Annotated in this window: 12 protein-coding genes; 4 read left to right on the top strand and 8 right to left on the bottom strand. The window is 70.0% G+C overall.

Annotated features, from left to right (window positions below; genetic code table 11):
• Nucleotides 1-2: 2 nt before the first annotated feature.
• The gene (locus M8C13_RS21475; protein ID WP_252482434.1) at nt 3-644 is read right to left on the bottom strand and encodes a DUF305 domain-containing protein; all 642 of its coding nucleotides are present in this window, start codon (nt 642-644) and stop codon (nt 3-5) included.
• A 177-nt stretch (nt 645-821) separates the two neighbouring features.
• Between M8C13_RS21475 and M8C13_RS21470 the strand changes: the two genes are divergently transcribed.
• Together M8C13_RS21470 and M8C13_RS21465 are read left to right on the top strand one after the other, a co-directional pair.
• Nucleotides 822-2,216, top strand: coding sequence for an LVIVD repeat-containing protein (locus M8C13_RS21470; RefSeq protein ID WP_252482433.1), 1,395 nt, complete (start codon nt 822-824; stop codon nt 2,214-2,216).
• 426 nt (nt 2,217-2,642) lie between these two features.
• Nucleotides 2,643-3,641, top strand: coding sequence for a LacI family DNA-binding transcriptional regulator (locus M8C13_RS21465; protein WP_252482506.1), 999 nt, complete (start codon nt 2,643-2,645; stop codon nt 3,639-3,641).
• A gap of 77 nt (nt 3,642-3,718) precedes the next feature.
• On the opposite strand, the gene M8C13_RS21460 is transcribed toward M8C13_RS21465, so the two are convergent.
• The 4 genes from M8C13_RS21460 to M8C13_RS21445 form a co-directional block, all read right to left on the bottom strand.
• Nucleotides 3,719-4,309 (bottom strand): HAD family acid phosphatase, encoded by a 591-nt coding sequence (locus M8C13_RS21460; RefSeq protein WP_252482432.1) that lies wholly within the window; start codon nt 4,307-4,309, stop codon nt 3,719-3,721.
• Nucleotides 4,310-4,451: 142 nt separating this feature from the next.
• The gene (locus tag M8C13_RS21455) at nt 4,452-6,329 is read right to left on the bottom strand and encodes a glycoside hydrolase family 97 protein (protein ID WP_252482431.1); all 1,878 of its coding nucleotides are present in this window, start codon (nt 6,327-6,329) and stop codon (nt 4,452-4,454) included.
• A gap of 141 nt (nt 6,330-6,470) precedes the next feature.
• Entirely contained in the window at nt 6,471-6,680 is a 210-nt protein-coding gene (locus M8C13_RS21450; RefSeq protein ID WP_252482430.1) for a DUF397 domain-containing protein, read from the bottom strand.
• A gap of 12 nt (nt 6,681-6,692) precedes the next feature.
• Complete coding sequence (locus M8C13_RS21445; RefSeq protein ID WP_252482429.1) at nt 6,693-7,544, bottom strand: helix-turn-helix transcriptional regulator; 852 nt, start codon at nt 7,542-7,544, stop codon at nt 6,693-6,695.
• 169 nt (nt 7,545-7,713) lie between these two features.
• Here M8C13_RS21445 and M8C13_RS21440 point away from each other — a divergent pair, with 169 nt between their 5' ends.
• Nucleotides 7,714-8,157, top strand: a complete 444-nt coding sequence (locus M8C13_RS21440; protein WP_252482428.1) for a hypothetical protein — start codon at nt 7,714-7,716, stop codon at nt 8,155-8,157.
• On the opposite strand, the gene M8C13_RS21435 is transcribed toward M8C13_RS21440, so the two are convergent.
• The 3 genes from M8C13_RS21435 to M8C13_RS21425 form a co-directional block, all read right to left on the bottom strand.
• Nucleotides 8,154-8,582, bottom strand: coding sequence for a hypothetical protein (locus M8C13_RS21435; protein ID WP_252482427.1), 429 nt, complete (start codon nt 8,580-8,582; stop codon nt 8,154-8,156). The two genes, M8C13_RS21440 and M8C13_RS21435, sit on opposite strands and share 4 nt — an antisense overlap.
• 16 nt (nt 8,583-8,598) lie before the next feature.
• Nucleotides 8,599-9,783 carry a cytochrome P450 gene (locus tag M8C13_RS45495; protein WP_252482426.1) on the bottom strand — a complete coding sequence of 395 codons (1,185 nt, stop codon included), beginning with the start codon at nt 9,781-9,783 and terminating at the stop codon, nt 8,599-8,601.
• Between the two features lie 226 nt (nt 9,784-10,009).
• The gene (locus M8C13_RS21425) at nt 10,010-11,629 is read right to left on the bottom strand and encodes a glycosyl hydrolase family 8 (RefSeq protein WP_252482425.1); all 1,620 of its coding nucleotides are present in this window, start codon (nt 11,627-11,629) and stop codon (nt 10,010-10,012) included.
• A 207-nt stretch (nt 11,630-11,836) separates the two neighbouring features.
• Between M8C13_RS21425 and M8C13_RS21420 the strand changes: the two genes are divergently transcribed.
• Nucleotides 11,837-12,880, top strand: coding sequence for a gamma-glutamylcyclotransferase (locus M8C13_RS21420; RefSeq protein WP_252482424.1), 1,044 nt, complete (start codon nt 11,837-11,839; stop codon nt 12,878-12,880).
• Nucleotides 12,881-12,888 lie beyond the last annotated feature (8 nt).

Here is a 12,888-nt window from a genome sequence, read left to right as displayed (position 1 = left end):
GTTCAGAACTTGATTTCGCGCATCCGCTTGATCTCGTCGGTCTGGGTGGCGATGACGTCCTGGGCCATCTCCTCCACGAAGATGTCGTGCCCGGCGGCCAGCACGTCGTTGGCCATCTTCACCGCACCCTCGTGGTGGGCGATCATCAGCCGCACGAACATCCGGTCGAACTCCTCGCCCCTGGCGTCCTTGAGCCGCACCATGTCGGCGAAGGAGGCCATACCCGGCATGGTGCTGCTGGAGTGCCCGCCGTGCGCGCTGGGCACCGGCTTGTTGTGCCGCTTCAGGTAACCCTCCATGGCCTGGATCTCCGGGGCCTGCGCGCCCTCGATCCGGCCGGCCAGGCCGCGCACGTCCTGGTGCTTGGCGCGGTCGGCGGCCAGCGCGGTCATCTCCAGCGCCTGCCGGTGATGCGGAATCATCATCGACACGTAGGTGAAATCAGCATCACCGGGCGGCCGCTCGGCGATCGGCGGCATGCTGGGCAGGGTCTTCGCGGGCTCGCCCGGCTTGCCCGGCGCGATCACCGGCACCTGCTCGGCGACCTCCGGCGGCGCACCCTGCGTGCCGTTGCCGGTACAGGCAGTGAGCGCCAGGGCGGCGAAGGCGGCAAGGATCCCGGATTTCAGCGGCAGACGGCTCACGAGCGGCGACGCTACCTGGGATGTCCGCCTGGTGGGAACCTGGAAAAACTGTGTGCAGCCGACGGCGAAAGGCTGTTTCCTTACCCAAACCAGACAGAGATACTGCACAGATCCAGCCGTCACGCGATGGGAGCTTTGAGGGTGGCGTCTACCCAACGCACAACGCGCCGAGTTTTGATGGTGCTGTCCGGGGCCGCGCTTGTCGCCGCCTCCACGTTCGCCGCCGCGCCTGCCGTGGCCGCCGAACCGGCCGACGGCATTCCCGGCGTTGACCAGATCGTCAGCAGCAAGAACCTGCGGCAGGTCGCGAACCTGCCCAAGTCCGGCCCGTTCGCGCCGGAGAACGCGCTCGGCACCGACATGGCCTTCCAGGGCGACTACGCCTTCGTGGGCAACTACAACGGCTTCGACATCTTCGACATCCGCCATCCGGCGAAGCCGAAGCGCGTCGCCCAGGTGCTCTGCCCCGGTGGGCAGAACGACATCTCGGTGCACGGGAACCTGCTGTTCCTGTCCACCGACTCCTCCCGCAGCAACGACTCCTGCGAGAACGTGAGCCAGCCGGCCACGGTCAAGGAGTCCTGGGAGGGCGTGAAGATCTTCGACATCAGCGATGTCCGCAACCCGAAGTACGTCGCCTCGGTGGAGAACGACTGCGGGTCGCACACGCACACCCTGGTGCCCGAAAAGGGCAACAAGAACGTGTACCTGTACAGCTCCTCCTACGCCCCGTCGGCGTCCTTCCCGGACTGCCAGCCGCCGCACGACAAGATCTCCATCGTGAAGGTGCCGCTGCGCGACCCGGCCTCGGCCAAGGTCATCTCCGCGCCGGTGCTGTTCCCGGACGGCGGCAACCCCGGGCAGAACCCGAGCAACCCGGACCTGTCCGCGACCTCGGGCTGCCACGACATCACCGTCTACCCCAAGCTCGACCTGGCGGCGGGCGCGTGCATGGGTGACGGCATCCTCTTCGACATCTCCAACCGGGAGAAGCCGAAGGTGATCGAGCGGGTGCGCGATGACGTGAACTTCGCGTTCTGGCACTCCGCGACCTTCAACAACCGCGGTGACAAGGTCATCTTCACCGACGAGCTCGGCGGTGGCGGCGGCGCGACCTGCAACGCCAAGATCGGCGACAAGCGCGGCGCGAACGGCATCTACGACATCGTGGGCAAGGGCGACAAGCGCAAGCTGGTCTTCCGCAGCTACTTCAAGATCCCGCGCCCGCAGAAGGACACCGAGAACTGCGTCGCGCACAACGGCTCGCTGATCCCGGTCCCCGGCAAGGACATCATGGTCCAGGCCTGGTACCAGGGCGGCGTGTCGGTGTTCGACTTCACCGACTCCAGCAAGCCCAAGGAGATCGCTTTCTGGGAGCGCGGGCCGTTCTCGGACACCGAGCTGAAGACCGCGGGCTCCTGGTCGGCCTACTGGTACAACGGTTACATCTACTCCTCGGACATCCAGAAGGGCTTCGACGTGCTCCGGCTCGACGACCGGCGCACCGACTGGGCCAAGCTCCAGCACTTCGACGAGCTGAACGTGCAGACCCAGGGTCGTTACTTCGGCTGATGTCCTAACTCGACACACCCGGCGGGGGTGTCGCTTTCTTGCCAGTCGGCGAGGAAGCGACGCCCCCGTTTTCACGTCCGGGAACAGAAACCGATTGCCTGCAACAGCTTCTCTAAACCATCACTGTTGCCGAATGTCGTCCCAGGAGCCTGTTCGGCGTAGCGTCCGGCATCCAGGAGTTCCAGCCGCGCCGGGCTTCCGGTCGTGTGCTGCGGCCGTTCGGGTGGGGATCACCGAGACACCTGGACAGCCCACGCTCAGCTGCCGTCAAACCCCCTAGAGTGACGGCTGTACCGGAGGGGGTTCAAGGGGGTTGGAGTGGTAACTCGGCCAGAGGCCGCTGGCTGGCGGCCAGTGGCAGTTTCGCCCGGCGCGTCCTTGTCCCTCACTCGAAGTCGGCGGCGTGATCGGCCGACCTTGCGCGAGGTGGCGGCGGCGGCCGGGGTGGATGTGTCGACAGCCTCCCGGCTGTTGCGGGGTCAGGACACCGCCTATCGGGCGGAGACACGGCAGCGGGTGCTCGACGCCGCCGAAGCGCTCGGCTACCGGCCGAACGCGCAGGCGCGCGCCCTGCGCCTGCAACGACAACAGGCCATCGGGCTGCTCGTGCCGGACCTGGACAACTTCGGTTTCACGCAGATAATGCGTGGCGTCCAGGAGGTGGCGACCGAGCAGGACTACACCCTGATGGTCGTCGAGGCGGGCAGTGGCGAGGGCGCGGGCAACTCCTACGACAAGCTCGGGCTCGAAGGCAAGGTGGACGGCGTGCTGGTGGCCTTCGCCAGCGTCGACGACCCGAACATCCAGGAGTGGGCCTCCCGCGAGCACCTGCCCATGGTGCTCGTGCAGCGCGGCACCCCCGGCTATCCGGCCGCGGTGGTGATGGACGAGGTGCACAACGTCTCGATCATGGTCGATCACCTGGTGGCACTGGGGCACCGGCGGATCGGTCATGTGAGCGGACCGTTGCGCACCGACACGGGTCTGCGGCGGCGCCAGGGTTTCGCCGCGGCCATGCGGTCGCACGGGCTCACCGTGCGCCCGGAATGGATCTGCGACGGCAACTTCCACTGGCGGGGCGGCCATCAGGCGGCCTTGCACATCCTGGACGCGCCGGCCGCGCAACGGCCGACCGCGTTGGTGGTGGCGAACCTGCTGAGCGCGCTGGGCACCCTCAGCGCGGCCCGCGAGCTGGGTCTTTCGGTGCCGAACGACCTCAGCGTGATCGCCATCGACGAGCACATCGTCGCCGCGCACACCGATCCTCCGCTGACCGCGGTGAAGACACCGCAGCGCGAGCTGGGCCGAGCCTCGGCCCACATGCTGCTGCAGGTGCTCCAGGGACACCGGCCGAGCAAGCTGGTGCTCCCGACACCGCCGGAGCTGGTGGTGCGGGCCTCGACCGCACCGGCGCCCTCGGCGTAACGCAAGGCCAAGCAAGCGCGAACATTCGTGGGCGCCACCGGGTCAGGGTGGCGCCCACGTTTGTGCCTCCGGCCGCCTCAGTCCAGCGCGCCGTCGTAGTCCGGCAGCTTGAAGGTGCGCTCGGCGTGGCCGCCTGCCAGGTCCCAGGTGTTGTTGCCGACGTTGGCCACGATGGTGTGGCCGAGCTTCTCGATGGCGATCCTGGCCTCGGTCTTGACCTTCTCGGTCGGGTCGACGTTGAACCAGGGGCGCAGGTAGAGGCCGTCCACCGGGTAGCCGACCCGCTTGAGGTTGTCCTCGGTGGGCAGGCCGAGCACGTACGGGCGGTTGGTCACGAAGAAGATCGCCGCGCCCTGTTCCTTGGCCCGCTTGGCCGCCTTGAGCACCGGCGGGATCGCCGGGGTGGGCACGCCGAAGTTGTAGGCGGTCTCCAGCGTGGTGTTGTCGATGTCGAAGACCACGGCCTTCTTGCCGCCGCCGGGCAGCCTGCCGTCCAGGTAGCCGGTGAGCTGGCCGGTCACCACGGTGACATCGCGGATCCAGGTCTCGTACGGGGGCTTGGCCGCCGCTGCCTTCGCGGGGGCGGCGGGCGCGGCCAGCGCCGCGGGCGCGCCCAATCCCAGTGCCGCCACCGTCATCGCTCCGACCAGGGCACTCCGCAACCGCATGTCGCCTCCTCGGCAGTCCGCGCGCTGTCGCCACGCGCCCGAGAAGTGCAGCGAAGGCGCGTGACGACAGCGTGACCGCGAGGTTTACCGGCCGGTAGCACCGAACGGCGGAAACGCGAACAATCTTCGTGAAATTTTTCGATCAGCCATTCGGCCGAAGGCGCACGGTGTAGCCGCCGTTCCTGGCCACCGGCACGGACAGGGTGCTGTCCCGGTTCACCCGCTGGCTGGTGCGGACGATCTTGCCCTCGGGACCGTCGGCGTAGATGTCGGCGGTCCACGCACCGGCGGGCAGGAAGGACAGCGCGGCATCCAGGTTGCGCCCCTCCCCGGCCAGTGCCGCGCCCACGTACCACTCCGCGCCGCCGCGCCGGGCGATCACCGCGTGCTTGCCGGGGTCGCCGGCGAGCAGCTTGGTCTCGTCCCAGACCGCGGGCACCGCGCGCAGCAGCTCCTCGGCCAGCGGCTGCTTGGCGTAGCTCTCCGGGCTGTCCGCGAAGTGCTGCACCCCGGACTCGTAGAGCACCGACAGCGCCAGCTCACCGGCGTCGGAGTTGGGCCGCACCCCGCTGAAGGTCACCGGGGTGAAGTCCATCGAGCCGGTCAGGTTCCTGGTGAACGGCAGGGTCAGGTAGTGCTCGATCGGGAACGGCTCCCGGCCCGGCCGCGGCTTGGTGCCCTCCGCGCCCTTGACCGCCTCCACCGTCAGCACGTGCGGCCAGGTGCGTTCGGTGCCGCGCGGGATCGGCGCGCCGTGGAAGTTGAGCATCAGCTTGTACTTGGCCGCTGCCGCGAACACCAGGTCGTACCAGCGCATCCGGTCCTGGCCGTCGGACTCCACGAAGTCGATCTTCAGACCGGCCACGCCCCAGTCCTGGTACCGCTTGAACAGCCGCTCCAGCTCGCTCGGGGTGTCGATGGTCTGCCAGCGCACCCACAGCCAGGTGTCCACGTTCCGCGCCTTGGAGTACGCGACCAGCTCGGGGATCCAGGAGTCCGCCCAGCCGGAGTCGACCAGGTTGTACTCCCAGCCCTGCTTGCTCGCGTAGTCCACGTAGCGCTGCTGCAAGGCCAGGTCACCGGTGCCCAGCGCCCACCAGGACCAGGCCGCGACCCCCGGCTTGATCCACGAGGTGTCCGCGATCTTGGACGGCGGGGCCAGGTCGGTGATCAGGTCGCTCTCGGTCACCGTGGCCAGGTCGCCGATGACCATGGTGCGCCAGGGCGTGGCCAGCGGACCGGTGCTCACCTCCGCCGGATCCGGCAGCACCAGCTTGAACTTCTTCTCCGCCGGGTCCAGCCGCACCCGCGAGCCGCCGTAGCGACCGTCCACATCGGACTCGGCCAGCAGCAGCCAGCTGTCCTCGACCCGGAACAGCGCGGGATAGCCGTACTCGGCGGCCTCGGCCTGGGCCACCGTGCCGTGCTTGTGCGCCGACTCGTAGTCCCCGCGCCCGTTGTCGAAGGGCAGCAGCACCGAGTGCGCGGTGGCGGGCACGGCGAACTCCGAGGCCTCGCCGACCACGGTCACCCACTTCGGCCCGGACAGCAGGTAGCGGTAGGCCACGCCGTCCGCGGCGACCCGGACCACCAGGTCGATCCGGTGGCCGTCCTTGGTGAAGCGCAGGGTGGTCTCGGCCGCCTCGGCGCTGTGCTCGCGGCGCTTGCCCACGCTGGTGGTGTACTTCTCCTGGATCGCGCGCTGGCTGATCCCGCTGAACCGCAGGCCGCTGGTGAACTCGGCGTACGCGGTCTGCACACCCAGCGCGGACGGCTCCAGCAGGGTGGTCCCGCCCCGGCGCACGGTCAGCTTCAGCCGCCCGTCCGGACCCAGGTCCACCTCAGCCGAAGGACTCGCGCCCGCGCCCGGCACGGCGTGCGCGCCAGGGGCGGTGAGCTGCCAGTTCGTCGGGGTGCCCGCGCTGCCGACCGCTGGCAGGCAAAGCGCGACCGCGCTCGTGGCCAGCACCCAGACCAGCGCGATCCGGCCGCCGCGCGGCCGCGGCGTTCGTCGTCTCATCGTGCGTTCCTCCCGGGGATACCTGGCGGGCGGCAGGTCCGAGTCAACCGGGTCGGATCAGGTACTCCTGTATACGTTTGCAGACTTCGCATGAAAAAAGGGCGGCCGACCGTGCCGACCGCCCGTCGCGCTACCCCTGAGCTAGACCAGGTCGAAGGACCCCGCCCGCAGCGTGGACTGGAACGTGCCCCACGCGTCCGGGGTGAACACCAGGGCGGGGCCACTGGCGTTCTTGGAGTCCCGGACGCCGACGACGTCCGGGACGATGGCGACCTCCACGCACTGGCCGCCATTGCCGCTGCTGCGGCTGGACGTGCGCCAGGTGGCGTAGGAAAGGCCGGAGGACAACATATTGACCCCTATTTACTCGAATTCACTCACTGCCCGCTTCATGAGCGCGACGGACTCGGCCGGGCCGAGTGCCAACGCTTGCAAGCGGTCGAAGGCGAGTTTATACACGTCCAAATCCGCGGCTTCATCGAGATAGACGGCCGAGGTCAGGTCTTCCAGATAAACCAACGTCGGAGCGGGTTCGTCCGGAAAACGGAGCATGGTGAAGGTGAATCCGATGGCGGCGTGCGCCCCGGACCACAAAGGCAACACCTGGATGGTCACGTTCGGCCGCCGCTGCACCTCGGCCAGAAATGTGAGTTGTTCTCGCATCACCGCCGGACCGCCCACCATTCGCCGGACCGCGGCCTCGCTCATGATCAGATTCAGTCGCTGAGGGTCACCACCGAGCAGCCGCGCCTGCCGCTCGGCGCGCACCCGGACCAGCCGGGCCACCTGGTCGGCATCCAGCTCCGGACTGACCGCGGCGATCACCGCCCTGGTGTAGGCCTCGGTCTGCAGCACCCCGGTGATCAACTCGGCCTCGTAGACCCGCATCTCGCAGGCGGCCGACTCCAGCCCGACGAAGGTGCGGAACCAGTCCGGCACCGCCTTGCCGTACTTGGACCACCAGCCGCGTTTCTTCGCCTCGGCCGCTATGACCAGCAAGGATGCCGAGAGGTCGGCGGGCGCGGCGTAGAAGTCGAGCAGCTTCTCCAGCTCGGCCTTCTTCACCGCGACGTTGCCCAGCTCGATCTTGGTGATCTTGGACAGCGAGCAGTCCAGCAGCTCGGCCGCGCTCTCCCGGTCCTGCCCCGCCGCCTCGCGCAGCCTGCGCAGCTCCGCGCCGACGTGCCGCCTGCGCACCGTGGGGCTCTCGGCCACGAGGTCCTCCTAGTCAACCTCCGGCACGCACAGTTACACCATCGAGGGATGTGGAAAATGGAACATTCTGTTTTACTGTGCGACAAGTCTGGATGGCCACACGGTACAGGCCACCCCGTCTCACTCATTCGAGTGACCCCCGGCGATCCACCGCGGAAAGGACGCACCCATGGCCACGCCGGCGACCTTTCCGTCGCCCACCTCGCATTCGGCCAGCACCCTCCGGCTTCGAGCCGACGGGCTGGATCCGATTGAGGAACGCATTGCCGAATACATGCACATGTCGCTACGTGACCAGCGACTGCTGCTGGCCTCACTGCGCGAACGCAGCGTCGAATTCCGCGCCTTCGACCGCCGCTCCTCACTGCTGGTCTACACCGCGCTGGTGGGATTCACGCTGGTCGCCGTCTCGGTGACGCTGCACAGTTTTCACGTGCCGCGTTTCCTGGCCAGCGGCTGCGCGGTCGGCGCGCTGCTCATGCTGGTGATCGTGCTGGTCGGCATCACCCGCCGCCGGGAGGCGCTGCTGTGGGCCGCGGTGGCCGCGCACAGCGCGGACCTGGAGCGGGGGCCCGGCCCGCTGCCCGAGCCGCGAGCGGCCGAGCCGGACTAGTCCCAGAGCACCGGGGTTTCCGCGCAGCGCGGGGCCGGTATCGCCGTGCCCCGGTTGAACTGCGCGCACGGCGTGAACGAGAGCGCGGGCGCGGCCAGCAGCAGCAGGCTGACGAAGAACCGCTGCCCGGCCACGGTGATCACGAAGTCCACCCCGGTGCGCCGCGGCGGCGCCGGGTCCTCCGAGGCGTGCCTGCGCTCGTCCTCCTCGGCCATCAGCAGCAGGTGCCGGTAGGCGGCCTCGCCGCCGGCCGGGACCTCCGCGTCGAAGGCGGCCACGAAGGTGGTGCAGCTGGGGTCGAAGGAGCCGGCCCCGCGCACCAGTCCGGCCAGGTCGGCCCAGGTCCGCGCGGCGTCCGCGGGATCGGCGAGGGTGCCGTAGGTGCGCTGCACCAAGCGCCGGTGGGCGCGTTGAGGCGTCGTCATCTCGTCCTCCCGGAAATCAGTCCCACTCAACCGGCAGGGTCCGCACGCCGTAAACCGCCATCTCGTGCCGGAACTTCACCTGTTCGGGGGCAATAGCCAGGCGGAGACCGGTAACCGGCAACAGAGCGCGCACGGCCTCGGTCAGTTCGGTCCTGGCCAGCAGCTGGCCGAGGCACTGGTGCACCCCGTGCCCGAAGGCCAGGTGCGGCGCGCCGCGGCGGTGCGGGTCGAGCCGGTCCGGCTCGGTGTAGACCGCGTCGTCCCGGTTGGCCGAGGACAGCGAGACGATCACCCCGTCGCCGGGCGCCAGCCGGACGCCGCCGACCTCGGCCGCGCCCACCACCGCCCGCACCACGCCCTGCTGCACCACGCTGGCGTGCCGCAGCAGCTCCTCCACCGCGGCGGGCACCAGGCCGGGATCGGCCAGCAGCGCCGCCCACAGCTCAGGCTGCCGGAGCAGCAGCAACACGCCGATGCCGATCATGTTGGCGGTGGTCTCGTGCCCGGCGACCAGCAGCAGCCTGCTCATGCCGACCAGCTCGGACCGGCTCAGCTCCCCGCTGCGCACCCGCCGCCGCACCAGCCTGCCGAGCAGGTCCTCGCCGGGCTCAGCGATCTTGGCCGCGACCAGGCCGTCCAGGTAGTCCCACAGCTCGGCCATGGCCGCGGTGACCTCGGCCGCCGGCCGGGAGCGGTCCAGCTGGACCTCGCTGCGGCTGCTGAAGAACTCGCGGTCGGCCAGTGGCACGCCGAGCAGGTCGCAGATCACCAGCACCGGCAGCGGCTTGGCGAACCCAGCCACCAGGTCGGCGGGCGGCCCCTCGGCCAGCAACCCGGCCAGGCACTCCCGCGCCAGGGCCTGGATCGCCGGGCGCAGCGCGGCCATCCGGCGCACGGTGAACTCGCCGGTGAGCATCCGCCGGTACCGGCCGTGTTCCGGCGGGTCCATCGACAGGAATATGCCGGGCGCGCGCGGCCCCTCCGGCGCGGGCCGGAGCTGCGGGAAGCCGGGACTGGCCGGATCGCTGGAGAAGCGCGGATCGCCCAGCACGAACCGGGCGTCGGCGTGCCTGGTCACCAGGTAGACCGACTCGCCGTGCGGGGTGCGCACCAGCGAGACCGGCTCGCTCGCGCGCAGCTGCGCGAACCGCGGCGGCGGGTCCAGCGGGTTCACCCGGCTCGGCGGGTAGTCCGGGGGCACCGGTCCATCAAACCCGGCGCTCCCTGACTTCGAAAGGGGTGAGGGGTTGCCCCCGCCGCCAGACGGACAACCCCTCACGTTCATGGTGCGACCTGCTGTACCTGGTACGGATCGCGGGGCCGGGCCGGTTCACCCGAGTTCCGTGAGACCGCTCCCAACACCCCGAAAGACTGGTCTTCGGCCCACCTCCGGACAACCCCCGATCGTCTCTTTTGTCGGAAATCGGTCACGGTGCGACGAACCGCCCGGCGAGGATGATCAACACCTGCACCTGGATGCTGCTCGCGTAGTAGTCGCCGGTGCTCAGCGAGGCGCCGGCCAGCTTGGCCCACAACCGGTCCAGCCAGGCCTGGCTGCCCGGGTCGGTCATCGCGGCCACCGCGAACGGCGCGAAGAAGGCCGCTGAGCTGCCGCTCTCCACCACCGAGCCGTTGAGGTCGTAGCTCTTGGCGATCCGGTTCGGGTCGCCGCCGGTGGCCTGCTTGACCCAGGCGTTCAGCTTGCGCGCCTGGGCCTGCGCGGCGCTGCCACTGGCCGTGATCGCGTCCGCGCCCAGCCGCCACGGGTCCCGGCAGGCGTTCCAGCTGTACTTGCCGTCGGTGAGCTCGTTCTCCAGGAACTTGCCCTGGGCAGGCCGCACCGAGGACAGCGTGTTCACCACGAAGTCGGGCAGCAGACCGGTGTTCGGCGCGAACTGCTGCTGGAGCTTGGTGGTGGCGTTCTCGGTGGCCGTGCGCACCTGGTGCCAGAAGGAGTCGCCGGTGGCGCGGGCGAAGGCGCGGAAGTGGCCGGGCATCCAGTCCGAGGTGCGCGAGCCGTTCGGGTAGTGCCCCGAGGTGGCCCAGTCGGCCACCAGCGGCAGCTTGCTGGTCTGGTGGATCTCGCTGCGCTTGATCGCGGCGATGATCCGGAGCGCTTCCTGCCGGTAGTTGTAGGTCCCGCCGCTGCCCCACTTGCGGTCGGCGATCAGCAGCGCGTAGGCGATCTCCAGGTCGGAGTCGGTGGCCGAGTCGCTGCCGTTGACGCTGACGCAGCTCTCGTTCTGCTCGGCGGCGTGCAGGTCGCGGTCGATGACCGAGGGGTGGTTCTTGACGTAGCGCAGGATGCCGTCGAAGTAGGTGCGCGCCTGCGGGTCGGCCTCGGCCATCAGCGCGGTGATGGTCATGCCGTAGCCCTGGCCCTCGCCGACGAACGGGTGGTCGGCGTCCACCGAGTGCACCGCCCACTGGCCGCCGCCGCAGCGGTCGGTCAGGAAGTTGGCCTTCCACTGCCGGTAGTAGCGCAGCAGCACCTGGTCCTGCTCGGCCTGGGAGACCGAGGGCCGCAGGGTGCCGGGCAGATAACCGTTGGCGGGCGGCGGTTCCTGGCCGTCCGCGCCGTAGGCCTCGAACTCCCACAGCGAGTAGCCGTAGCTGGTGCCGCGCTGGGTGCCGGTCAGCTTCAGGTACCGGGCGGTGGTGCTGACGCTGATCTCGTCGATGCCGCCGTCGCCGGTGCTGGTGCTGTGCAGCGAGCGCCAGGCACTGCCGTCGTCGGAGGCCTCGATCCGGTAGGCCTTGCCGTAGGCGGTCTCCCAGTTGAGCCGGATCCGCCGGATGTCCTTGGCCGCGCGCAGGTCCAGCTTGATCCACTGTGGATCGGCGCCCTCCGCGCTGGCCCACCTGGTGGCCGCGTCGCCGTCCACCGCCTTGCCGCCGGCCAGGGTGGCGTCCTCGGCGGAGGAGGTGCTGACGGCCGCGCCGAGCGCGAGGTTGGACGCGGCGGCCGCGATGCCCGCGCCGGCGCACAGGCCCGCGGCCAGAGTGGTGATCATGACTCCGGCGAGCAGCCGAGATGAACGGGTCATTTCGCGTCCTCCGACGAGCGGGATCGGGAGAGCGACAGCAGGGGACCCGAGGGTGACCCAGGCCACGTTGAGCGTCAAGGTAGTTAGGGAACTTTCCTCTCCATTGCCGCGAAAACTGGTCCGGTCGGCACAACCGTTTGTGCCGAGCAGAGCAACCGGGAATGGAGAGGGGCGCCCATCTAGCGGGGCGCTGACGAAAGTCGATGGTTGGCTGGGCCGGTGTACCGCGACGAGGACTTCCCCGCCGACCCGTACCCGGGCGCGGTGCCGCCCACCTCCTACGTGCACGCCGACGGCCTGGCCCACCCGCTGCGCGAGACCGGGGCCGGGGCCGAGGTGGACGGCCTGGACCTGGACGAGTGGCTGGCCCGGCGCGGTGAGCCGCCGCTGGCGGCCAGGCTGCCGGTGCTGACCTACGGCTCCAACCGCAACCCGGCCAAGATCACCTGGCTGCGGCGGAACCTGGGGCTGGACGGCGCGGTGGTGGTGCTGCGGGCGCGCTGTGCGGACCTGGCCGCGGTGTGGGCCTTCGGTTTCCGGGCCCGCGACGGCGCCCGCCCGGCCACCCTGGCCGCCGCGCCGGGTGTCACCGAGACGCACGCGGTCTGGCTGGCCACGCCGGCGCAGCTGCGGGTGCTGGACGTGGTGGAGGGCCGGGGCGTGCGCTACCAGTTGGCCGGCGTGCACACCGGACGGGTGACCCTGAGCACCGGCGCGCACCTGGACGGCGTGCTCTCCTACGTGGCCCGCGCCCCGGAGCGCGAACCGCTGCTGGTGGACGGCCTGCCGGTGCGCTGCCAGGACCTGCCGCAGCACGCGGCCCGGGAGTTGCGTGGCGAACCGGGGTCCTGTGGGCTGGCCGTCACCGAGGTCACCGGCGAGCCGGACCCGGCGCGGTGGCCGGCGCGGGTGTTCGTCTACGGCACCCTGCAACCGGGCTGTTCGGCCTGGTCACTGGCTGCCCCGCTGGTCGGCGGCCGGCCGGTGCGGGCCGCGGTGCCCGGCACGCTCTACGACACCGGCGAGGGTTATCCCGGCCTGCTGCCGGGTACCGGGGAGGAGGTGCCTGGCTGGCTGCTGCCGTTGGCCGACCCGGTGGCCGCGCTGCCGGTGCTGGATGAGTACGAGGGCGAGGAGTACCGGCGGATCCGGATCGCGCTGGCCGACGGCACGGTGTGCTGGACCTACGTCTACGCCGCGGCCACCGCGGGGTTGCGCGTGGTGCCGGGCTGGCCTGCCGGGCACGTGTGAAGATCGTC

This window comes from Crossiella sp. SN42 (assembly GCF_023897065.1).
GTDB lineage: Bacteria > Actinomycetota > Actinomycetes > Mycobacteriales > Pseudonocardiaceae > Crossiella.
This window is presented reverse-complemented; position numbering and strand designations above follow the sequence as displayed.

Bases quoted from the DNA above. Each gene is read 5' to 3' on its own strand.
- M8C13_RS21470 (WP_252482433.1), top strand. From the start codon at position 822: ATGGTGCTGTCCGGGGCCGCGCTTGTCGCCGCCTCCACGTTCGCCGCC.
- M8C13_RS21460 (WP_252482432.1), bottom strand. From the start codon at position 4,309: ATGCGGTTGCGGAGTGCCCTGGTCGGAGCGATGACGGTGGCGGCACTG.
- M8C13_RS21455 (WP_252482431.1), bottom strand. From the start codon at position 6,329: ATGAGACGACGAACGCCGCGGCCGCGCGGCGGCCGGATCGCGCTGGTC.
- M8C13_RS21450 (WP_252482430.1), bottom strand. From the start codon at position 6,680: ATGTTGTCCTCCGGCCTTTCCTACGCCACCTGGCGCACGTCCAGCCGC.
- M8C13_RS21440 (WP_252482428.1), top strand. From the start codon at position 7,714: ATGGCCACGCCGGCGACCTTTCCGTCGCCCACCTCGCATTCGGCCAGC.
- M8C13_RS21435 (WP_252482427.1), bottom strand. From the start codon at position 8,582: ATGACGACGCCTCAACGCGCCCACCGGCGCTTGGTGCAGCGCACCTAC.
- M8C13_RS21425 (WP_252482425.1), bottom strand. From the start codon at position 11,629: ATGACCCGTTCATCTCGGCTGCTCGCCGGAGTCATGATCACCACTCTG.